Raw genomic sequence first — 20,567 nt, forward strand, 5'->3', positions numbered from 1 at the left:
TCCTGTAGTGGGTGGTCAGATCCCGCGGATCCGGTGGACGAACTCGGCCAGGTCGGCCGCCGACGCCCTGCCGCCGGACGTGGCGAAGCCGTTGACGAGCCGGACCAGCGCCTCGTACGCCTCGGTGTGGTCGTAGGAGGTGGCGTCGGCGATCTTCAGTGACCACCGCCAGTAGCCGCCCAGGGTGTCCGAGAGAGGCATGCGGAAGGTCGACAGCACGTCCTTGAGATCCGGCACCGTGGCCGCGAGCCCGTGCCGCCCGATGTAGGCGTCGACGAGTTCGCTGTAGAAGGCGAAGTGCCGGGCCTCGTCCCTGGCCAGCCGGTGCAGCAGGTCGCGCAGCACCGGTTCCCTCGCCACCGTCCTGAAGCGCTGGTAGAAGAGCTGGGTGGCCTTCTCCTGCACCAGCGTGTAGGTGAAGGCCTGCACCGGGTTCTCGTAGGGCAGCGCGAACTTCTTGCGGCCCTCCTCGGCGAGCTCCCGCATCAGCGTCTCCGGTTCGCTGATGCCGGCCTCGATCTGGTACCGGGTCAGGACCGACGCGTGCCGTTCCTCGTCGTTCGCCCAGGAGATCAGGAACCGGAAGTACTCCCGGTTGAAGCAGAACTCCTCGATCGCCAGGTCGGTGCCGGACACCGGGAACGCGTCCAGGAAGTAGGTGAGATAGCCGGGGATGTGGTCTTCGATGAAGGTGATGAACCGGACCACCGACCGGTCGGTGTCGGTGAGTTGCTCGGGCCGCAGCGTCGTCCAGGCCAGCTCGTCGGCCGACCACTGACGCGCCGCGGCGCGACCCACCGCGCTCCGGGTCAGGTCCCGGATCTCCCCGGGTTCGACGGGCAGCCGTGACCGCTGCGCACCGGCCGCCTCGGGCGGGGTGTCGTTCACGGTGCCTCCGTCGGACCCATCCGGGACTTCATCGCGCCTAGCGCGTAGTGCTTCGTGGTGTAGCCCCAGCCCGCGTTGGCCGTGCGCAGATAGCGGACGAGCGGCTCGCCCATGCCCGGGGCCACCAGCTCGACCCGGTCGCGCGCGGCCTCGGCCCGCCGTTCCCACTCCTCGATGGTGCGGTGGTAGTGCGCGGTGAGGTCGGTGAGCCCGGTGAGGCTGAAGCCGGCCGATTCCACCGCCTCCACGAGCACCGAGAGCGGCACCATGTCGGCGAACCCGAAGATCCCTTCGGTGACGTGCCGGGTGCCCGGCCGCCGCGAGAACTCCTCGTAGGCCGCGTGGTCCCGGAAGCAGCTCTCCGACAGGTACATCGCCCCGCCGTGCCGCAGCAGCCCGTACACCTTGCGCAGCACGGCGGTCCGGTTCGGCATGTGCACGATGGAGCCGAGCAGGGTGACCGCGTCGAACGGCCCGGCGACCTCGACGTCGGTGAACGCACCGAGCTCCAGGGTCACCAGGTCGGCCACGCCCGTCTTCTCGGCCTGCGCCCGGATGTACTCGGCCTGCGGGCGTGAGGGTGTGACGCCCGTGACCCGGCAGCCGTACTCCTGCGCCATGAACAGGATCAGACTGCCCCAGCCGCAGCCGATGTCGAGCAGCCGCTCGCCGCCGGTGAGGCCGAGCTGCCGCGCCACGAAGTGCAGCTTGTCCGTCTGTGCCTGATCGAGGTCCGTGTGCTCGTCGGCGTACAGCCCGGCGCTGTACTTGAGCCGCCGGTCGAGGTAGATGCCGAACAGTTCGGCAGGCAGCTCGTAGTGCCGGTTGGTCGCCTGGTATGCCTCGTGGGGGGTCGGGGCGGTCATGACGTGGCCGGTTCCTCGCCGATGTACTTCTGGACGAGCGTGATCAGGTCGTCGACGGTCTCCGAGGCGAAGATGGCCTCGTCGTCGAACTCGGCGTTCCAGTGCCGCTCCAGCTTGGACACCACGCGCAGCAGCTTCATCGAGTCGGCGCCCGGCAGTCCCTTGAGCACGTCGTAGACGTCGATGTCGGAGGGGGAGATCTCCAGCTCGGTGGCCAGAATCTCGGTGGTGATCGCGGCGATCTGCTCGCGGCCTATGGGCTCGCTGGTCATGATTCTCCTGTCCCGTGGTCGAAGTAGTGGCGGACGCGTCCGAAGGCGGCGTCGTCCAGTTCCATGAGGGTCTTGGCCTGCTCGGAGCGGATCGGCTGGTAGGTACCGGTGGCCATGACGTGCAGTTCGCCGCCCGGCCCGGTGATCTCCGCCTCGGTGTGCAGCACCCCGTTGCCGCGGCCGCTGACCCTCGCGACGGTCAGATACGTCTCGGCCACCCTGAGCGGCAGCAGCATCTTGCTGCGCAGGGTCACGGAGAACGCGAGCAGACCGTGGGTCAGCGCGAGGGCGTCCCCCATCACCTCGTCCACCAGCACGTTCACGATGCCGCCGTGCACGATCCCCGGGTAGGAGGCGTAGTTCTCCGAGAACGCCGTCTCGGCCGCGTAGTCCCCGTTCGGCAGCTGCTTCAGACGCAGCCCGAGACCGATCGGGTTGCGGGGCGAGCAGCCGAAGCAGTTGAAGGACGGCTCCGCGTGCCAGGGGAGTTCGATCGTCTCGCCGGCGGTGTGCGCAGCGCCGGCGGCGGTGTGCCCGGCGGTGCTCACGCGGAGACCTTCTCCCGCGACGACTCCTCGGCGATGGCCCGCCGCACGTCGGCCATCTTCGTCAGCCGGTGGCCGGTGAGCGCGGAGAAGTACTTGAACAACTGCTCGCAGCACTTGGCCCATTCACTGCCGTCTTCGTCGACCTCGGCGAAGTAGGCGAACATCTCGTCGATGGTCTCGTGGTTCGCCAGCTCGGGCAGGTTCCCCTTGAACCGGCTGACCGGATGGCGGTACAGCTCGCGGGTGGTGCCCATGTAGACGTACAGGGTCTCCACCACCGACGCGCGCTCCTCGGGCCGCGCCGCCAGCTGCTGCGCGGTGTAGTGGACGAACTCGCGTGCGTGCCGGGCCTCGTCGCCGCTGGCCTTCTGCAGGATGGCCGCGAGGACCGGCTCCTCGATGCTGCGGGCGACGCATTTGTACGCATGCGTGGCGAGGACCTCGCAGATGACGTTGGTGGCCAGCGTGGCCGCCCTGGTCACCCCCGGCGGGTAGGCCTCGCGCATGGCGGCGATCGTGCCGTGGTCGATGCTGTGTCCGGCCAGCTGGAGCCAGGTCTGGAAGGCGATGTGGTGCTGGATCTCCTGGTAGCCCCAGATGGAGGCGAACTGCGAGAAGTCGTAGTCGTCGGCGAATTCGTTGAGCAGCCCGTGGGTCGCGGCGACGACGTTCGACTCGCCCACGATGGCGCCCTTGGCGAACACGATGTGCTCGGGCAGCACCCGGTCGGCCCGGAACTCGTCCCACGGGATGTGGTGCAGCTCCCAGGTCGCGTGCTGATAGCCGGCGAACACCCGGGCACTGTGCATACGGTCGTCCGCGAGGAGCGGCACCCCCGCAGCCGACTCCGTCCTGCTGTTCACACCCGTTCTCCTTGGTCTGAGCTCTTGGCGGTGGGGAAGACACGGGCGTCGAGATCGGTGGTGACGCGCCGCGCGGCCAGGACGCGCTGCCACTTGCCGCTCGTGGTGCGCGGGATCCAGCGGGGTCTGACCACATAGACCTGTACCTGGGACAGGTCCAGGTCGGCCGCCACCCGTCTGCGGACCTCCTGGTGCACCGTGGCGGGATCGCCGTCGGCCTCCACGATGACGCCGATGCGCTCGCCGCCCTCGGCATCGTTGTCGGAGAACGCGACACAGCGCCGGCGGTACACGCCCGGTACGGTGCGTGCGACCTTCTCGACGTCGTCGGGAAAGAAGTTCTGGCCGCGCACCACGATCATCTCCTTGCGCCGCCCGGTGACGTAGAGCTCGCCGTCGAGCAGGAAGCCGAGATCGCCGGTGCGCAGCCAGCCGTTGTCGAACGCCGCCTTCGTCGCCTCGGGATCGCGGAAGTAGCCGGTGGTCACCGATGCTCCGGCGATCTGGATCTCCCCGAGCACACCGTCCGTGGCCGTCGCCCCCGTCTCGTCGACGATGCGCAGGTCGATGCCGTGCACCGCGCGTCCCACCGAGACGACCGGCTTGGCCGCGGGCGCGGTCTCGTCGACGGCACGTGCCACGCCGGTCCTGGCGAGTTCGCCACGGTCCACCGCGCGGACCGTGGCGGTGGTGCCCGGTTCGGGGTAACTGATCGACAAGGTGGCCTCGGCCATGCCGTACACCGGGTACATCACGGACGGGCCGACGCCGCTGGGCGCCAGCGCCTCGGTGAACCGCCGGACGGTGGCCGAGCTGACCGGTTCGGCGCCGTTGAACGCCAGCCGCCAGCTGGACAGGTCGAGCGCGGCCAGTTGCTCCGCGGGCACGGCGTCGAGCAGATGGTCGTAGGAGAAGTTGGGCCCGGTCATCACGGTTCCGCGGTGCTCGGCGAAGTGTTCGAGCACCGCACCGGGGCGGCGGAGGAAGGAGACCGGGGCGAAGACGTGCACGTCGGCGCCGTTGAGCCAGTGCGACTGCAGCCCGATCAGGCCCATGTCGTGGAAGGTCGGCACCCACTGCACGAACACGTCGTCCGGGCTGAAGGCGCCCGACACCACGCAGGAGCGCAGGCCGGCCATGGTGGTCCGGTGCGGCAACATGACGCCCTTGGGCAGGCTCGTGCTGCCGGAGGTGAACTGGACGACGGCCAGCGCGTCGGGCTCGACGGCGGGCAGGGTGCGTCCGGTGCCCACCCCGCTGGGCGAAGGCGCCGGTACGAGCGTCAGGTCGGCCCGCACGGTGGTGAGCTCGCGGCCGAGATCGCCGTAGTCGGAGTCCAGGACGAGGTGTCTCATGCCCGCGACGTCCGCGATCCGTGCCAGACGGTGCGAGATCGCGCGCACATCGCCGAATCCCGCCTGGACCGGCAGCACGCTGATCGCGGCACCGGCCCGCCAGAGGCCGAAGATCGTGGTGAAGAAGCGGGCCGCGGTGGGCACCAGGACGCCCACGATGTCGCCGGGCCGTACCCCGGCGCGCAGGAACTCGTGCGCGGCTGCGGCCGATGCGGCATCGAGGTCCGCGGCGGAGATGTCGTCGCCCGCGGTGGGAAATGTCGCGCGGGAATCCGGTGAGGCTTTTGCTAATCGGGTGAGACTTTCCCCCAGGGTCTCCCCGTCAAGCAGGGCGGAGCGCATGCGTCGATGCAAGGTGATTCCCCTCGTGGTCAGGAGGGCTGAACCCTTTTCGCCGGGTTATATCAAGTGGGAAGTAAAGGAGGCGCGGCGCGTACCGCGGATATCGCCGTTTGAATTGACTATTTCACTGCGGAAGGGTTTACAGAAAATTAGTTGCCCGCGCGGACGCATGTCAACGGCCCTCCGCGGCCGCACTTGAACAGCCGGCCCCGGTGTTCAACCGGCATCCCGCGAGGTGACGTGGGTCACGCCGGATGTGCTGTCACATCTCTGCGAGCTGTTTCGTCACAGGGGTGCAGTCAACGACAACGGCACAGGAGACACCATGGATGCTCGACTGAACCTCTTCGGCAACCCGGTTGCGGGGAAGTTCCTGAAGTACCTCAACTCGGCGGGCGAGCCGGTCTCGGAGTCGGCGCTGCCGGCCGCGACCCAGGAGCTGGTGAAGATCCGTGCCAGCCAGATCAACGGCTGCGGCTTCTGCACCGACATGCACACCAAGGACGCGACACACGCCGGGGAGACTTCGGTGCGTCTCAACCTGGTCGCGGCCTGGCGGGAGGCCAAGGTCTTCAGCGATGCCGAGCGCGCTGCCCTGGAGCTGACCGAGCAGGGCACCCGCATCGCCGACGCGGGCGGCGGCGTGACGGACGAGGCGTGGGCCGATGTGGCCCGGCACTACGACGAGGACCAGCTCGCCGCCCTGGTCTCCCTGATCGCGCTCATCAACGCCTACAACCGTCTGAACGTGATCGTCCGGCAGCCGGCCGGTGACTATCAGCCCGGGCAGTTCGGATAGGGGTTTTCCGCCGGGCGCCGTGACGGTCCCGGCCGTGCCGCATGCCCGGTCACCAGTAGTGGCGGCGGCCGGCGACCGCGTGGCCCATGGAGCCGAGGATCCACAGGACCGCTCCGACCACCAGCAGGATGATGCCGATGGTCCACAGAATGGATATGCCGGTGAGGAAGCCGACGATGAGCAGGATGACGCCGAGGGCGATCATGATGTGCCTCCTGTTGACGGGAGAGCTTCTCCGTTCCTAGTGCCCCAAAGCCGGACATATTCTCCTTCTCCCTCCGGAAAATCTGGACGCGGTTCGGATGCAGGGAGGTACGGCGCGACTGCCGAACGTAACCCTGGTGGGGCGCGGTGCCGGGTCGGCCTGCTGCCGCACTTGAACGGGTTTGCGCGACCATGGGCCGACCGTGATCGCACCGGCCGCGGACCGATGGCGATCGCGCCGGCCGCGGACTGACCGCGGCCGCACGGGCTGCCCACTTCTCGCGTCTCTTGCGGCTCCTGCCTCTCCTGCGTCACCTGTGTCTCCTGTGGTGCTCGACGGTGATCCCCTTTCATCGAGCGAACAGAACCCGACACATCCAGAACTTCAAATAAGTCTGAAGCAACAATTCTTGACGTCACCGACCATCGCCCGTGGCTTCTGCAACGGTCGCCACGAAACCGAACTCGGTTGTCATGCATCCCTGTTGGAAGCACGTCCCGTCCTTCGAGGAGCAGACGATGCGCGGAAAGACGTCTGCGGTCCCGGCCGTTCTGGCTCTCGTGCCGGGGGGCTCGGGCCGGCCTGGCAGGACCGTCCGAGGCCGCCGCCGGCTAGCTGCCGGGTCACCCGGGCCTCGGACGGGGCCAGGGCCGACGTCGGGGTGCTGTCGTCCGGCGGCCAGGGGCCGGCCCGGAGACGGGATGCGGGGCCGACGGCCGGTCAGGAGCCGCTCACGGCTGCCGCCCCGTCCCTCTCGCCGTGCACGGGTCGCCCGTACAGCACCGCCACGGCGCCCAACCCGATTGCGGCGCCGATCAGTTGGGCCGCGATGAACGGGACCAGGGAAGCGGGGGCGATCCCGGCCGCGGTGTCGGTGAGGGAGCGGCCGATGGTCATCGCGGGGTTGGCGAAGGCGGACGAGGAGGTGAACCAGTAGGCGGCCCCGATGTAGGCGGCCACGGAGACCGGCGCGAGCCGGGCACGGCCGGCCCGTTCCAGGCCGAGGACGAGCAGGATCAGACCCGCGGTGGCGACGGCCTCGCCGAGCCAGAGGTGTCCGGCGGAACGCTCGTGGGTGGAGAGCTTCACCAGCGGCCTCGCGAACATGGCGTCGGCCAGGACCGCGCCGCCGACCGCCCCCACCACCTGCGCCGCTGCATACGCCGCGACCTCACGCAGGGCCGGTCCGCAGCCGTGGCGGCGGCCGGCGTACCAGACGCAGAGGGTGACGGCCGGGTTGAGGTGTGCTCCGGACACCGGCCCCAGGAGCGCGATCAGCACGCCCAGGCCGAAGACGGCGGCGAGCGAACTGGCCAGCAACTGCACGCCTGCGTCGTGCGACAGCTGGGACGCCTGGATGCCGGAGCCGACGGCCACGGCCACGAGCAGCCCCGTCCCCACGGCTTCGGCGGCGACGCGGCGGCCCAGCGAGCCGGTAGTACGGCGGTCGGTGGGGTCGGTGCAGCCGGTGCAGCCGGTGCAATCAGGCTGCCGGGCGGCCTCGGACCGCGCACCGGCGTTCCGGGCCTCTCGGTTCGGCGGTTGCCGCACGGCGTCCGCCGCGGCGCCCGGCCCGGCGGGCGGCGCTTCATTCGTCATGACGGGCAGTCTCCGTGGGCCCCGGGCGTGAGGACAGTGGAGAAACACCCCATCCTGGCCGGGGTTTTCCGTCGATCGAACGGTGACCGGCCAGCGGGTCGTGGCCGCCGGTCGGTCGTCCGAGGTGTGCCCGCACCGCCGCGCGGGGAGAACCCTGCCCGGCGCGGACGGCGCACGCACGGGCCCTCTACGCTGCGGGTATGACCTCACAGGCGTACCTCTCCGAGCTCTTCTCGCTGGACGGGCGCATCGCCCTGGTGACCGGCGGCAGTTCCGGCATCGGCCGGGCGATCGCCGGGGCACTGGCGCGTGCCGGGGCGAGCGTGGTGGTCGTGGCACGCAAGGAGGCGGAGCTGGCTGCCACGGTCGACGAACTGGTGGCCGACGGCTGCCGGGCCGCCTGGGTCAGCGCCGACCTGAGCACCCGCGACGGCGTGCATGCCGCGGCCGACGAGGCGGCCCAGGTGTTCGGGGAACCCGACATCCTCGTGAACAGCGCCGGGGTCAACCTGCGGCCGCCGATGAGCGAGCTGGCCGAGGACGTGTGGGACACCACCATGGCGCTCAACCTGGACGCGCCCTTCCTGCTGGGGCAGCGGTTCGGGCCCGGCATGGCCGAGCGCGGCTTCGGCCGGATCATCCACATCACCTCCCAGCAGGCGCACCGGGCCTTCGTGCAGAGCGGTGCCTACGGCGTGTCCAAGGGTGCGCTGGAGTCGCTGGCCCGCTCCCAGGCCGAGGCGTGGTCACCCCACGGCGTCACCTGCAACACGCTCGTGCCGGGCTTCGTGATGACGCCGCTCAACGCACGGCTGTCGTCCGACCCCGGCAGGGTGGCGGCGCTGGCCGAGCGCACCCTGATCGGACGCAACGGGCTGGCCGAGGACTTCGCGGGCGCGGCCGTCTTCCTCGCCGGCGGCGCGTCCGCCTACGTCACCGGCCAGTCGATCTTCGTCGACGGCGGGTTCTCCGTGCACTGAGCCGCCGTCGGACGGACGGTCTCCATGCGTGTCGCCGCGATCGGTCAGGAATCGAGAAGCACGATCGTCGCGCCGCCGGTTAGCGTGTCGCCGGACGCACTGTCCGAGGCCGGTCGGACCGAGCCGGGCGACGCCGAACGAGACCCCGGTCTCGTCACGAGGGATGGAGACACGAAGACCATGGGCACGAGGACGGACACACAGTCGCCCGCGCAGCACCTCGCCGACAGCCACGATCTGATCCGCGTGCACGGCGCGCGCGAGAACAACCTCAAGGACGTCAGCATCGAGATCCCGAAGCGCAGGCTGACGGTGTTCACCGGCGTGTCCGGCTCGGGCAAGAGCTCCCTGGTGTTCGACACGATCGCGGCGGAGTCGCAGCGGCTGATCAACGAGACGTACAGCGCCTTCGTGCAGGGTTTCATGCCGAATCTGGCCCGGCCCGATGTCGACGTGCTCGACGGGCTGACGACCGCGATCATCGTCGACCAGCAGCGCATGGGCGCCGACCCCCGCTCCACGGTCGGCACCGCCACCGACGCCAACGCCATGCTCCGCATCCTCTTCAGCCGGCTCGGGAAGCCCCACATCGGCTCCCCGCAGGCGTTCTCCTTCAACGTCGCCTCGATCAGCGGAGCGGGCGCGGTCACCGTGGAGCGCGCCGGGAAGAGCGTGAAGGAGCGTCGCAGCTTCAGCATCACCGGCGGCATGTGCCCGCGCTGCGAGGGCCGCGGCGCGGTCACCGACATCGACCTCACCCAGCTCTACGACGACTCCAAGTCGCTCGCCGAGGGCGCCATCACCGTTCCCGGCTACACGGGAGGCGGCTGGAACTCGCGGCTCTACAGCGAGTCCGGCTTCTTCGACCCGCAGAAGCCGATCAGCAGGTTCACCAAGAAGGAACTGCAGGACTTCCTCCACCGCGAGCCGACCCGGATGAAGATCGCGGGCATCAACATGACCTACGAGGGTCTGGTCCCGCGGATCCAGAAGTCGATGCTCTCCAAGGACCGGGAGGCGATGCAGCCGCACATCCGGGAGTTCGTCGACCGGGCGGTCACCTTCACCGCCTGTCCCGAGTGCGAGGGCACCCGGCTCAGCGAGGCGGCCCGGTCGTCGAAGATCAAGGGGATCAGCATCGCGGACGCCTGCGCGATGCAGATCAGCGACCTGGCCGCCTGGGTCCGCGACCTCGACGAGCCGGCGGTGGCGCCGCTGCTCGGCGCGCTGCGGCACACCCTCGACTCGTTCGTGGAGATCGGCCTCGGCTACCTCTCGCTCGAAAGGCCCGCGGGCACCCTGTCGGGCGGTGAGGCGCAGCGCACCAAGATGATCCGCCACCTCGGCTCCTCGCTCACCGACGTCACCTATGTCTTCGACGAGCCCACCATCGGCCTGCACCCCCACGACATCCAGCGGATGAACGACCTGTTGCTGCGGCTGCGGGACAAGGGCAACACGGTGCTCGTCGTGGAGCACAAGCCGGAGACGATCGCGATCGCCGACCACGTCGTCGACCTCGGCCCCGGCGCCGGTACGGGCGGCGGCACCGTCTGCTTCGAGGGCACCGTCGAGGGGCTGCGGGCCGGCGGCACCATCACCGGCCGCCACTTCGACGACCGGGCCCGCCTCAAGGAGTCGGTGCGCAAGCCCGCCGGCGCCCTGGAGATCCGCGGCGCGACGACGCACAACCTGCGCGACGTCGACGTGGACATCCCGCTCGGCGTGCTGGCCGTCATCACCGGTGTCGCGGGCTCCGGCAAGAGTTCGCTGGTGCACGGTTCGATCCCCGCCGACGCAGGGGTGGTCTCGGTCGACCAGAGCCCCATCCGCGGCTCGCGGCGCAGCAACCCGGCGACGTACACGGGCCTGCTCGACCCGATCCGCAAGGCGTTCGCGAAGGCCAACGGCGTCAAGCCGGCGCTGTTCAGCGCCAACTCCGAGGGCGCCTGCCCCACCTGCAACGGTGCCGGCGTGATCTACACCGACCTGGCGATGATGGCCGGTGTCGCCACCCCGTGCGAGGAGTGCGAGGGGAGGCGGTTCCAGGCCTCGGTCCTCGAATACCGTCTCGGCGGCCGCGACATCAGCGAGGTGCTCGCCATGTCGGTGGACGAGGCCGAGGAGTTCTTCGGCGCCGGCGAGGCGCGTACACCGGCCGCGCACAAGATCCTCGAACGGCTCGCCGACGTCGGGCTGGGCTATCTCACTCTCGGCCAGCCGCTCACCACGCTCTCCGGCGGCGAGCGGCAGCGGCTCAAGCTGGCCACCCACATGGGGGACAAGGGCGGGGTCTACGTCCTCGACGAGCCGACCACCGGCCTCCACCTCGCCGACGTGGAACAGCTGCTCGGCCTGCTCGACCGGCTCGTGGACTCCGGGAAGTCGGTCGTCGTGGTCGAGCACCACCAGGCGGTCATGGCGCATGCCGACTGGATCATCGACCTCGGCCCCGGTGCCGGCCACGACGGCGGCCGGATCGTCTTCGAGGGCACCCCCGCCGACCTCGTCGCCGCCCGCTCCACCCTCACCGGCGAGCACCTCGCGGCCTACATCGGCGCCTGACCGAGGTCACGCCGGGACGGCGCGCAGTGGCCCGGACGACCCGGGCCACTGCCTGGTCCGTCGCCTCCCCGACGCGGTGCGCACGCGCCGTCCGGCACGGCACGGCGCACGGCAGGCGTCGCTCCGTGGGCGTTCAGCGGCGGCGGCCGCATCAGCCCGGGCGGACCGAAGCAGAAGAGCACACCCATGCAACAAGTGCACCGAGCGCATTTTCGTGGTGGGCCGGCGACGGGTGGATCCATGGGCTTCCGTATCGGCATACGAGCGAGTAACCCCAGATGAGACGTGTAATTCATAACGATCTTGGCTCAGGTCTTGTGCGAATCCCCGTCCTCTTTAGTCTCCGGTCATGGCTTTTCTTTCCAGTCGCCGCAGAAGGTCCCGCCTTGCCCTGGAACTCGACGACCAGGAACTGGGCAAACTCCTGAAGTCCTTGCTGGCGACCACGAGGACGGGAACGATCGCGACCACGGACTTGTGCGTGGCGCAGATCTCCCGTCTGCTGGAGCGCGACCCGGGCGACTGGGACCGCCGGGCGCACCGCATGGGCGTCCTCGCGGACTTCCTGGCCGGATCGCATCTGCCGCGCTCCTGGGCCACGCGCGAGCCGCGCAGCGCGGACGCACTCATGCTGTACGCCTGGAGCGAGGTGGCCCGCGCCCGCGCCCAGGGGGGCCTGGACGACGCGGCCGGTGTCATCGACAGCTGTCTTCGGGCGGCCGAGCTCGCTCCGCAGGACCCCACCCCCTGGGTCGTCGTTCTGGGAGCGGCACGCCTGGAACGCTGGGAGCAGCCGCAGGTGTTCGGCGTGTGGAACGAGGTGCTGGCGCGCGACCGCTGGAACCGCGAGGCCTACCTGAACATGCTGGGCTACCTCACCCCGCAGGAAGCGGGCTCGCGCATCCAGGTCCTGGAGTTCGTGGACGCCCTGTGCGCGCGCATGCCCGCCAACATGCCCTGCGCGGCGACGGAACTGACCGCCCAGGTCTTCCAGTACCACTCCGTCCTCGACCGGGGCGGCTTCGAAGCGCTGGTGGCACGCAACCACTGGTCCCAGGCGATGGCGGCCCAGGCCCTCGACCGCGTCGCCCACACCTGGGTGCAGCCCGGATTCCTCCGTCACGCCAGGGCTCTGGCCGACCTCAACATCCTCGCCTACGCGCTGATGGCCGCCGACCGGCGCCACGAAGCCCGTGCGGCCTTCGAGGCGCTCGGCGGCATCGCCACCCCCTGGCCCTGGCAGGCCGGCGGCGACGCGCTGACCGAGTTCGAGCAGGCACAGCGCAGGGCCGCCGCCGGCGCGTGATCCGCCTCCCGGCGGGCGGGCCGGTCAGTCGAGGAGGAGGGGATCGGGCAGGCGGGTCCCGCGGTGCATGCGGAGCAGGGTGTGGACGACTCCCGACAGTCCCGACATCAGGCTGGGGGAGAACGCCTCGCGGGCCAGGCCCCCGACCGGGCCGCGCTGCTCGAGGCTGGTGAGGATCTCACCGTCGAGATCGTCGGGGTCACCGAAGTCCAGGGCCGTGAGGAACTGCCAGAGGCCGAGGTCGCCGTGGCACAGAGTGTGACTCCAGCCGAAGCCCTCGGCGGCGCAGGCGCGCGCGGCGCGGCGGGCCATGTCGAGGCGGGCGGGATCGCCGGTGCGCCGGTGCAGGTCGAGCATGCCGATCCCGATCCCCGCGCTGCCGTGGCACCAGCTGGTGAAGAAGTCCTCCTCGGCGCCGATGCGGACGTCGAGCCAGTTGCCGTGGGCGGGTTGCCAGAGGGACTCCTGGTAGGCGAAGGCCAGCTCGGCCAGACGCTTCCAGTCGCGCCGCTCGACCGGGGACCCCGCCCCGCTGAGGGCGAGCCGGGCCAGCGCCCAGCCGATGCCGGTCGCGCCATGTGCGAAGCCGCCGATGCCCTCGGGGTTGAGCCGGGTCGTCCAGCGGGCGCCGGCGGCATCGACCGTGGCGGTCGCGGCCAGTCGGCGGCCGATGCGGGCCGCCGTGCCCAGCCAGCGGTCCTGTCCGGTCGCCGAGGCCAGGTCGAGCAGCGGGACGACGCCGCCGGCCGCCCCGTTGAGGAGGTCCACCTCCACGTCGTCGTCGACCAGAGGGCCCTCCAGCAGCAGTGCCCGTGCGGCGGCCCGCTCCAGCATCCGGTCCTCACCGAGCACCCGGTGCAGGGCCAGCCATGTCCACACCTGTGACGCGGCGCCGCTGAACGCCCCGGCCGACGGCGTCGGCGTCGAGTCCTCGGTGCTGATCAGCACGCGCAGGGCGCCCTCGAAGGTCTCGGTCACGCCGGGTACCTCGTCCGCCCGCCCGGCCCGCACCTCGGCACCGTACTCCGCCAGCGTCAGCGCGACCCCGCCCTGTCCCGTGTAGAGGTCGGCGGGCAGCACCCTGATCGACCACCCCGCGGGGGTGAAGACGGGGCTGATCCAGGTGGCCGTACCGTCTTCGCCGCGCACCGCGCCGTCGCACAGCCGCCGCACCAGGTGGGCGGCCAGCGTGCGCCGGCGCCGCTCCCGGTTCCGGGCGTGCGGGTCGCGGGCCGCGGCCTGCACCCGCGCGGGCAGCGAACGCTCGTTGAGGTACGCGCCCACCAGCGCGTCCTGGATCACCGACTCCTCCAGCGGGAAGTCGGCGGTGCGCCAGTCCTCGACCGTGGCGCGCACGGCGGTCGCGTCCACGGTGAAGCCGAACATGGGGACGTCACCGGCCAGCAGGTCCGCGATCTCTTCGTCGATGGCCGCGCGGTCCGTCGGCGCGCCGGGCAGCACCTCGGCGTTGCGCCGCAGGATGTCGCGGGCCCGCTCGACGGCCGCCGCCTCGTCGTGCAGCGACGCCGGGTGCCACAGCATCCGGCCGATGTCGACGTATGCCTGCGTCGGCCGCAGGATGCGCCGGGCCCGGGCGCCCTCGAAGCGGGACAGCAGCCGGTACGGGTCGACGCCGGGGCGGCGCAGATGCGCGGTCATCTCCCGGAAGCCGGCCAGGATCCGGTCCCAGTACCGGCTCAGCACGGGGGTGGGGTGCGGATGGTTGCCGGCGGTGGGCATCGCCACCAGGTCCACCTGGAAACGGGCGGCCGCGGTGCCGCCGTCGGCGATCACCGGGTTCGGGATCAGCGGCTGCTGGCCGGGCAGTGCCCCCACACCGGAGATGTCCACGCCCCCGAGGGCGAAGCCCGTGCCGCGTACCGGCAGCAGCCCGGTGCGCAGCACCGTGCGGCGGATGGCCGCCGCCGCCACGTCCACCGCGTCGCCCCGGCCGCTGGGCGGAAAGGGCGCCGGGGCGTCGAAGAGCGTCTCGGCGTCCACGATGACCGGCACGGGGCCGGTGGCGATCATGTTCTCGGCGTGCATGTCGGTGCCGCCGCAGAAGCGCAGGACCGCCAGCCAGTGGCCCATGTTGCGGTAGAACGCCGCGAGTTCGGCGTCGTCGGCGCAGTAGCGATGGCGAACGAATTCCGTCCAGCCGTAGCCCTCACGCGCCAGCGTCCGCGGCACCCGGATGCGCTCGTCCGGCGCGGGGGCACCGGGGAAGTCCGCGAACAGCTCGTCCAGCAGCGCGCCCAGCGCCACGTCGGCCTCCGACGGCCGGGGCTTGTACATGACGTGCGCGCCGGCGAAGTCGACACGGCTGACGGTGAGGCCGCCCCGGTGGCTGTCGCCCGCCCCGAACTCCACGGCACGGATGCGCCCCGCGGGCCGGCCGAGCAGCGGGGTCAGCAGTGCGCGGTCCGCCGCGAGCCGCCCCGCGAACGCGGCCGTCGCCGCCACGGACAGCCGCGCCACCGACGCGACCCGCGCACCTACGGTCGGATACCGTCCGGTCAGCTTGTCGAGGTAGCCCTCCTCGTCGGCCAGTTCGATGAACGCGGCCCATGTCCGCCTGTCGGAGTCGTCCCCGGCCCCCTCGGCATCGCACGCCGCACCCTGGGCCATGCGCAGTGCATGCAGTTCGATCAGGAACAGCCGGGAGAGTTTGGCGTGCAGTGATCTGAGCAGAGCGGTGTGGCCGGCCTCCAGGAGGGTGTCCCGTTCCTCCGGGGCCAGGCCGTCGACGGCGGCCAGCCGCCGGGCCAGTTCCTCCCGCCAGGGCCGGGCCAGGGTCCCTACCGGCCGTGCGAACCACTCCGACTCGTCCCCGCCCTGCGGCACCGAACCGCTCACCGTGCACCCTCCCGATCGCCGTGCGTTCGCGCCCCGCCGGGCGCCCGGAGAAGAAGGCGCGGTGGAACTGCGTGAGCAGCAGTTCCACCGCGCTCAGGTCGTGCGAACCTCAAGGCGCGACGGGCGATCAGCAGCACCAGCTGCCGTGCGACCCGCTCGGGCTGGAGCAGAAGCCGTAGAGGGAGTCGCTCGGGTCGGTCAGTGCGGCCTCGGCGGCTCTGCCGCCGACGTAGAGCGGCCCGGCGGGGTTGGGCCGGCCGAAGGCGCTCTCGGCGCCCGACAGCCAGGCGTCGAGCACTGCGGTCGTGGGAACACTGGGCTGAGACATCAGGTGCCTTCCGAAGGCGGGAGTTTGGGACGGATTGCCCAGCCCTGAGTATTGCGGCGTTCTGACGCCCGTCAGACGACTAATCTGGCCACAGTGAGATGCCCTGGTACGGGCGGCCGTCGCCGACGGCTCAGCGACTCGACCGCTGCGCCGCCACGATCGCGTTCAGGGTCCGGTCCGCCCCCGCCAGCCGTTGCACACGCTCGGCGAATCCCGGGAACTGCGAGGCGATCCGGGTGAGGAACTTCAACTCGGGGGGAGCCACGTTGATTTCGGCGACATCGCGTTCGATCGCCCGAATCACGCCCTTGACGACCCGCTCGGGCGACACCGTGCGGACACCGCCGGGCGTCGGTGACCCCGTCTTCGCGAACATCCCCAAGTCGCGTACGAAGCCCGGCTGGACGATCGAGACGCCGACGCCCGTGCCGTGCAGATCCTGGCGGAAGCCCAGCGAGAAGCCGCGCAGCCCGAACTTCGTCGCGTTGTACATGGACGACGACTTGGTGGCCGCCATCCCCGACAGGGATCCGACGAAGCAGAGGTGTCCCCGCCCCGACGTCACCATGCCCGGAGCGAGCAGCCGCGCCAGCACCGCAGGTGCCCGCAGGTTCACCGCGAGCGCCCGGTCGATCTGGGCGGGCGTGTAGTCGAGCACGTCGCCGCTGGAGGGCAGGGCAGCGTTGGCGATGAGGATGTCCGTGCCGGCCGCCTCGTGCGCGAGGCGCTGGACGTCGTCCGGGTCGGCGAGGTCGGCCAGGACCGTGCGCGCGCCATAGCGCTCGGCGAGCGGTTCCAGCGCCTCGCGCCGCCGCCCGGTGAGGATGAGATCCGCACCGCGGGCGGATATCTCGGCGGCGATCGAGCCGCCGATGCCGCCCGTGACTCCGGTAAGCAGAACGGTTGCCCCGGCAATGTGCACAGCTACCCTCCAGTTCTGTTCGTTCGAACGAACAATAGGGAGGGCGGGGGATCCTGTCCACCGGATCCGGCCCGTCCGTCCGGGCCGGCGAGGGGTGGAGGTGTCGGTCGCGGATCGATGCTCATGCAAGATTGCCTTGACAAGAGTTGTCGCGACAATCATCGTGGAGGTGTGAGTACGACAAGTGGACTCCATGACCATCTCGGCTACTGGCTTCGTCGCCTGTCCGACGAGGTCCACAGCCGGTTCGAGGCCGAACTCGGCAAGCATGACGTCACGGTCTCCCAGTGGGGCGTGATGACCAGCGTCTTCCACGGCCACGACACGACCAAGGCCGTGGCCGCACACATGGACATCGACCCCGGGGCCGTCTCCCGCCTGGTCGACCGTCTCGCGGCCAAGGGGCTGATGGGCCGCGAGCCGGACCCCGCCTCACGGCGCACCGTCCGGCTCGTCCTGACCCCCGAGGGCCGCGACCTCGTGCCGGTCCTGGCCGCCATCGCCGACCTCAACGAGGCCCACTTCTTCGGCACGCTCGACCCCGGTCAGCGCGGGCAGCTGGAGGAGTGGATCCGGCGCCTGGTGGGCGAGCCCGTCCCACAGCACAGCACAACACCCTCTGACAGGAGCACACGATGAGCATCGCGACCTCCATCACCAAGACCGTGGGCATCGAGTGCCCCTGCGCGCAGGTCTTCGCCTTTCTTGCCGACCCCGCGAACTGGCCCAAGTGGGCCGTGGTCAACGTCCAGGCCATCGAAGCCACCGACGACCCCGACTGGTGGCGCATGTCCACCCCGCTGGGCCCGGCCAGGCTGCGCCTGCGCCCCGACGCCGAGTACGGCATCCTCGACCACGACTTCGTGGACGACACCGCCGCCTGGAGCGTCCCGGCCCGCGTGGTGCCCAACGGCGACGGCGCCGAATTCATGATCACCTTCTATCGGCCGCCGACCCTGGCCGAAGCCGAGTTCAGGAAGCAGGTCGACCTGGTCGACACCGAACTGGCCGCCCTCAAGAAGATCCTGGAGTCCGGCCAGGCGTGAACAAGCCGCACCCGGGCGGCGGCACCCGTGCCGGGTACCGCCGCCTGCGCACGTCGGGGTCACAGCATGACGTGCTTGACCTGCGTGTAGTCGAGCAGACCGGCCAAGGAGAGGTCGCTGCCGTAGCCGGAGTGGCGCACGCCGCCGTGCGGCATCTCCGAGACCGTCGTGCCGTGGGTGTTGACCCAGACGATGCCGGTACGCAGCGCACGGCTCGCGCGCATGGCGCGGTCGTGATCGCGGGTCCACACGCTCGCGGCGAGCCCCTGGACGACCTCGTTCGCCAGGCGGAGCGCCTCGGACTCGTCGGTGAACGGCTGCACGGTGACGACCGGGCCGAACACCTCGCTCTGCACGATCTCGTCGTCCTGCCGGACCCCCGCGACCACCGTGGCCTCGTGGAAGTAGCCGGGACGGTCCAGGACCGCGCCGCCGGCGACGATCTCCGCATGGTCCGGCAGGCGCCCCAGCAGACCTCTCACCGAGGCGAGTTGGGCGGCGTGCGCCAGCGGACCGAAGGCGGCGTCGGCATCGTCCGGACCGCCGGGTGCCCGCCCGGCGGCCCGGACGGCGAGGCGGTTCAGGAAGGTGTCGTGGATCCGCCGGTCGACCAGGATCCGGCTGGGAGCCGTACAGTCCTGCCCCGCGTTGTAGAACGCCAACGACGACAACTGCTCGACCGCGTCGTCGAGATCGGCGTCCTCGTGCACGAGCACCGGTGCGTTGCCGCCCAGCTCCAGGTGGAGCCGCTTGAGGTCACCGGCCGCTGCCGCGGCGATCTCCTGCCCGGCGCGGACACTGCCCGTGAGGGCCACCAGCCGGACGTACGGGTGGGCGACGAGGTGGCGCCCGGTGCCTCGGTCGCCGCACACCACGTTGAGCACGCCGGGCGGCAGATGCGCGGCGGCCAGCCGGGCCAGCAGCACGGCCGACGACGGCGTGGTGTCGGACGGCTTCAGGACGACGGTGTTGCCGGCGGCGAGCGCGGGAGCGACCTTCCACACCGCCATCATCAGAGGGTAGTTCCACGGGGTGATCTGGGCGCACACACCGACCGGCTCGCGCCGCAGGACGGACGTGCGCCCCGGCGTGTACTCCGCGGCAGCGGCACCCGGAAGGTTCCGGGCGGCCCCGGCGAAGTACCGCAGCACGTCCACGATCGCGGGCAGTTCGTCCGCCAGGAACAGGGCACGCGGCTTGCCCGTGTCGGCCACCTCGGCGTCCGCCAGCGCATCGGCCTCCCGCTCCAGGGCGTCGGCGATGCCCAGCAGCGCGGACTGGCGCTCGGCCGGAGTCCGGGCCGACCAGCCGGGCAGCGCCTCCTGGGCCGCCTCGCAGGCCGCGTCCACGTCCTGCGGACCGGACAGCGGGGCCGTGCCGTGCTCGCGGCCGGTGGCCGGGTCGATCAGCCCGGTGGTGGCCCCCGAGAGGGCCGGCAGGTCCTTGCCGCCGACGTGGTTGAGGACGGTGGTGGGGCGTTCGGTGTCAGCCACGGCGCAGGGCCTCCTGGGCGGCGGCCCGGCCGGTGCGCACCGCGCCCTCCATGTATCCGGCGACCCACTGGTCGGAGCCGCAGACGTAGAACGGCGGTTCATGGGTGCCGTGCAGCGGGCCGACCGCCATCACCTCGCCCGGCGGCCACTGGGTGACGTAGCCCTGCGCCCAGGGATCGGTGCCCCACAGCCGCAGGTGGCAGTCGGTCGGCCGGAGCGCCTCGTCACCGAACAGGGCGGCCATCTCGCCGAGCAGTTCGGGGGTGCGCCGGTGGGGCGGGGTGCCGAGCAGGACGCCGTAGCGCTCGGGCGGGATCAGCGCCGAGAGGACACCCTCGCTCTGCGGCCAGGTGCTGCCCAGCACCCCCTCGCACTCCGACAGGCCGTTCAGCCCGCTGTCCCGCCAGAAGGGACGCTCGTACACGGCGGCGAACTTCGCGGCCGTCGCATGGCGTTGCCGGTACAGGGAGGCGAGGCGGGCCTCGCTCACACCGCTGACGGCGACGGACCGCAGGGGACCCGCCGGAAGGGCGCTGATCACGGCCCCGGCGGTGAGCACCTCGCCGGTGACCAGGCGCACCGCGCTGCGCCCGGGGCGTATCGTCAGGGCGGCGACGGGGGAGCCGAGCCGGATGCGCGGGCCCAGCTCGTGGCCCATGACCTCGGCGAGTGTGGCCGAGCCCGCCTCCAGCCGGAGCCCCTCCCAGTCGTCGTAGTCGTAGTCGCCCGTGCCCGAGCCGGGGACCGCCGCGCTCTTGCGGAGCGCGGCCAGCAGGGAGATCCGCTCGTAGGAACCTCCGGCCAGGGCGAGCTGGCCGATGTCCCACAGGCGCACCACGGTCGGCGTGGCCTCCTGGGAGCGCAGCCAGTCGGCCACGGACAGCCGGTCCAGGACGGCGGCGTCCGGGTGCGACCAGGGGGCGTCGGGGTCGACCGTGGCGGCCAGGGCGGCGAACTCCGCGCCGAGCCGCTCATGGAGGGCCGCGTCCCCGGGGCCGAACCAGTGCGGAGGCTCGCCGGCCGAGCGGCCCTCAGGGGTGGCACGGGTGATGCGGCCGGGCTCCTCGACATAGCTGGGGACCAGCTTCAGGCCGAGTTCCCCGGCGAGTCGGAGATAGGCGGTGTGCCCGCGGCCGACCACTTCGCCGCCCAGCTGGACGGTGCGGCTGTCGGACGTCCGGGTCTGCTCGACCCGGCCGCCGACGCGGTCCCGGGCCTCCAGGACGAGCACGTCGGTGCCGGCGGCCGCCAGGTCCCGGGCGGCCGACAGCCCGGCGAGCCCGGCGCCGAGCACGATCACGTCGTGATGCATGAGCTTCGCTTCCGTTCCGGGG

General features: G+C 71.2%; 19 protein-coding genes. 6 read left to right on the forward strand and 13 right to left on the reverse strand.

Annotated elements, in window-relative coordinates; genetic code table 11:
• Positions 1–15 precede the first annotated feature (15 nt).
• The 6 genes from ACFZCP_RS21345 to ACFZCP_RS21370 are packed head-to-tail and all read right to left on the reverse strand — an operon-like array spanning position 16 to position 5,134.
• Positions 16–888 carry an acyl-ACP desaturase gene (locus tag ACFZCP_RS21345; RefSeq protein WP_391428828.1) on the reverse strand — a complete coding sequence of 291 codons (873 nt, stop codon included), beginning with the start codon at positions 886–888 and terminating at the stop codon, positions 16–18.
• Complete coding sequence (locus tag ACFZCP_RS21350) at positions 885–1,754, reverse strand: class I SAM-dependent methyltransferase (protein ID WP_391428830.1); 870 nt, start codon at positions 1,752–1,754, stop codon at positions 885–887. The genes ACFZCP_RS21345 and ACFZCP_RS21350 overlap by 4 nt, the downstream gene beginning before the upstream one ends.
• Positions 1,751–2,026: an acyl carrier protein gene (locus tag ACFZCP_RS21355; protein ID WP_362695336.1), complete on the reverse strand. Its 276-nt coding sequence runs from the start codon at positions 2,024–2,026 to the stop codon at positions 1,751–1,753. Before ACFZCP_RS21355 ends, ACFZCP_RS21350 begins: the two co-directional genes overlap by 4 nt.
• Positions 2,023–2,574, reverse strand: coding sequence for a PaaI family thioesterase (locus ACFZCP_RS21360; RefSeq protein WP_391428832.1), 552 nt, complete (start codon positions 2,572–2,574; stop codon positions 2,023–2,025). The genes ACFZCP_RS21355 and ACFZCP_RS21360 overlap by 4 nt, the downstream gene beginning before the upstream one ends.
• On the reverse strand, positions 2,571–3,437 hold the full coding sequence (locus ACFZCP_RS21365) for a ferritin-like domain-containing protein (RefSeq protein WP_391428834.1): 867 nt from the start codon (positions 3,435–3,437) through the stop codon (positions 2,571–2,573). Before ACFZCP_RS21365 ends, ACFZCP_RS21360 begins: the two co-directional genes overlap by 4 nt.
• Positions 3,434–5,134 carry an AMP-binding protein gene (locus ACFZCP_RS21370; protein WP_391428837.1) on the reverse strand — a complete coding sequence of 567 codons (1,701 nt, stop codon included), beginning with the start codon at positions 5,132–5,134 and terminating at the stop codon, positions 3,434–3,436. The genes ACFZCP_RS21365 and ACFZCP_RS21370 overlap by 4 nt, the downstream gene beginning before the upstream one ends.
• A gap of 325 nt (positions 5,135–5,459) precedes the next feature.
• Between ACFZCP_RS21370 and ACFZCP_RS21375 the strand changes: the two genes are divergently transcribed.
• A complete protein-coding gene (locus ACFZCP_RS21375) occupies positions 5,460–5,933 on the forward strand; it encodes a carboxymuconolactone decarboxylase family protein (protein ID WP_391428839.1) in 474 nt (157 codons plus the stop codon).
• Between the two features lie 49 nt (positions 5,934–5,982).
• Here ACFZCP_RS21375 and ACFZCP_RS21380 read toward each other — a convergent pair whose 3' ends face one another.
• Both ACFZCP_RS21380 and ACFZCP_RS21385 read right to left on the reverse strand, forming a co-directional pair.
• Positions 5,983–6,138, reverse strand: a complete 156-nt coding sequence (locus ACFZCP_RS21380; RefSeq protein WP_362695346.1) for a DUF6131 family protein — start codon at positions 6,136–6,138, stop codon at positions 5,983–5,985.
• 720 nt (positions 6,139–6,858) lie between these two features.
• Positions 6,859–7,737, reverse strand: coding sequence for an aquaporin (locus ACFZCP_RS21385; RefSeq protein ID WP_391428841.1), 879 nt, complete (start codon positions 7,735–7,737; stop codon positions 6,859–6,861).
• 200 nt (positions 7,738–7,937) lie between these two features.
• On the opposite strand from ACFZCP_RS21385, the gene ACFZCP_RS21390 reads away from it, so the two are divergent.
• From ACFZCP_RS21390 to ACFZCP_RS21400, 3 genes are all read left to right on the forward strand, one after another.
• On the forward strand, positions 7,938–8,717 hold the full coding sequence (locus ACFZCP_RS21390) for an SDR family oxidoreductase (protein WP_391428843.1): 780 nt from the start codon (positions 7,938–7,940) through the stop codon (positions 8,715–8,717).
• A 180-nt stretch (positions 8,718–8,897) separates the two neighbouring features.
• Positions 8,898–11,282 (forward strand): ATP-binding cassette domain-containing protein, encoded by a 2,385-nt coding sequence (locus tag ACFZCP_RS21395; protein WP_391428845.1) that lies wholly within the window; start codon positions 8,898–8,900, stop codon positions 11,280–11,282.
• Between the two features lie 349 nt (positions 11,283–11,631).
• On the forward strand, positions 11,632–12,588 hold the full coding sequence (locus tag ACFZCP_RS21400; RefSeq protein WP_362695354.1) for a hypothetical protein: 957 nt from the start codon (positions 11,632–11,634) through the stop codon (positions 12,586–12,588).
• A gap of 24 nt (positions 12,589–12,612) precedes the next feature.
• Here the strand turns inward: ACFZCP_RS21400 and ACFZCP_RS21405 are convergent, their stop codons facing one another.
• From ACFZCP_RS21405 to ACFZCP_RS21415, 3 genes are all read right to left on the reverse strand, one after another.
• Positions 12,613–15,444, reverse strand: coding sequence for a type 2 lanthipeptide synthetase LanM (locus tag ACFZCP_RS21405; RefSeq protein WP_391428848.1), 2,832 nt, complete (start codon positions 15,442–15,444; stop codon positions 12,613–12,615).
• Positions 15,445–15,571: 127 nt separating this feature from the next.
• Positions 15,572–15,772, reverse strand: coding sequence for a DUF6229 family protein (locus tag ACFZCP_RS21410; RefSeq protein ID WP_362695358.1), 201 nt, complete (start codon positions 15,770–15,772; stop codon positions 15,572–15,574).
• A 130-nt stretch (positions 15,773–15,902) separates the two neighbouring features.
• The gene (locus tag ACFZCP_RS21415; protein WP_362695360.1) at positions 15,903–16,694 is read right to left on the reverse strand and encodes an SDR family NAD(P)-dependent oxidoreductase; all 792 of its coding nucleotides are present in this window, start codon (positions 16,692–16,694) and stop codon (positions 15,903–15,905) included.
• A 171-nt stretch (positions 16,695–16,865) separates the two neighbouring features.
• Between ACFZCP_RS21415 and ACFZCP_RS21420 the strand changes: the two genes are divergently transcribed.
• Both ACFZCP_RS21420 and ACFZCP_RS21425 read left to right on the forward strand, forming a co-directional pair.
• Positions 16,866–17,333 carry a MarR family transcriptional regulator gene (locus ACFZCP_RS21420; RefSeq protein WP_391428851.1) on the forward strand — a complete coding sequence of 156 codons (468 nt, stop codon included), beginning with the start codon at positions 16,866–16,868 and terminating at the stop codon, positions 17,331–17,333.
• The gene (locus tag ACFZCP_RS21425; protein ID WP_391428853.1) at positions 17,330–17,740 is read left to right on the forward strand and encodes an SRPBCC family protein; all 411 of its coding nucleotides are present in this window, start codon (positions 17,330–17,332) and stop codon (positions 17,738–17,740) included. Before ACFZCP_RS21420 ends, ACFZCP_RS21425 begins: the two co-directional genes overlap by 4 nt.
• A gap of 59 nt (positions 17,741–17,799) precedes the next feature.
• Here ACFZCP_RS21425 and ACFZCP_RS21430 read toward each other — a convergent pair whose 3' ends face one another.
• A complete protein-coding gene (locus ACFZCP_RS21430; protein ID WP_391428855.1) occupies positions 17,800–19,233 on the reverse strand; it encodes an aminobutyraldehyde dehydrogenase in 1,434 nt (477 codons plus the stop codon).
• Positions 19,226–20,545, reverse strand: a complete 1,320-nt coding sequence (locus ACFZCP_RS21435) for an FAD-dependent oxidoreductase (RefSeq protein ID WP_391428857.1) — start codon at positions 20,543–20,545, stop codon at positions 19,226–19,228. The genes ACFZCP_RS21430 and ACFZCP_RS21435 overlap by 8 nt, the downstream gene beginning before the upstream one ends.
• Positions 20,546–20,567: the final 22 nt, after the last annotated feature.

Source organism: Streptomyces sp. NPDC007971 (assembly GCF_042958635.1).
GTDB lineage: Bacteria > Actinomycetota > Actinomycetes > Streptomycetales > Streptomycetaceae > Streptomyces.

Excerpts from the sequence above, each read along its gene's own strand:
- ACFZCP_RS21350 (WP_391428830.1), bottom strand. The coding sequence starts at position 1,754 with ATGACCGCCCCGACCCCCCACGAGGCATACCAGGCGACCAACCGGCAC.
- ACFZCP_RS21355 (WP_362695336.1), bottom strand. The coding sequence starts at position 2,026 with ATGACCAGCGAGCCCATAGGCCGCGAGCAGATCGCCGCGATCACCACC.
- ACFZCP_RS21370 (WP_391428837.1), bottom strand. The coding sequence starts at position 5,134 with ATGCGCTCCGCCCTGCTTGACGGGGAGACCCTGGGGGAAAGTCTCACC.
- ACFZCP_RS21375 (WP_391428839.1), top strand. The coding sequence starts at position 5,460 with ATGGATGCTCGACTGAACCTCTTCGGCAACCCGGTTGCGGGGAAGTTC.
- ACFZCP_RS21380 (WP_362695346.1), bottom strand. The coding sequence starts at position 6,138 with ATGATCGCCCTCGGCGTCATCCTGCTCATCGTCGGCTTCCTCACCGGC.
- ACFZCP_RS21385 (WP_391428841.1), bottom strand. The coding sequence starts at position 7,737 with ATGACGAATGAAGCGCCGCCCGCCGGGCCGGGCGCCGCGGCGGACGCC.
- ACFZCP_RS21390 (WP_391428843.1), top strand. The coding sequence starts at position 7,938 with ATGACCTCACAGGCGTACCTCTCCGAGCTCTTCTCGCTGGACGGGCGC.
- ACFZCP_RS21395 (WP_391428845.1), top strand. The coding sequence starts at position 8,898 with ATGGGCACGAGGACGGACACACAGTCGCCCGCGCAGCACCTCGCCGAC.
- ACFZCP_RS21400 (WP_362695354.1), top strand. The coding sequence starts at position 11,632 with ATGGCTTTTCTTTCCAGTCGCCGCAGAAGGTCCCGCCTTGCCCTGGAA.
- ACFZCP_RS21410 (WP_362695358.1), bottom strand. The coding sequence starts at position 15,772 with ATGTCTCAGCCCAGTGTTCCCACGACCGCAGTGCTCGACGCCTGGCTG.
- ACFZCP_RS21425 (WP_391428853.1), top strand. The coding sequence starts at position 17,330 with ATGAGCATCGCGACCTCCATCACCAAGACCGTGGGCATCGAGTGCCCC.
- ACFZCP_RS21435 (WP_391428857.1), bottom strand. The coding sequence starts at position 20,545 with ATGCATCACGACGTGATCGTGCTCGGCGCCGGGCTCGCCGGGCTGTCG.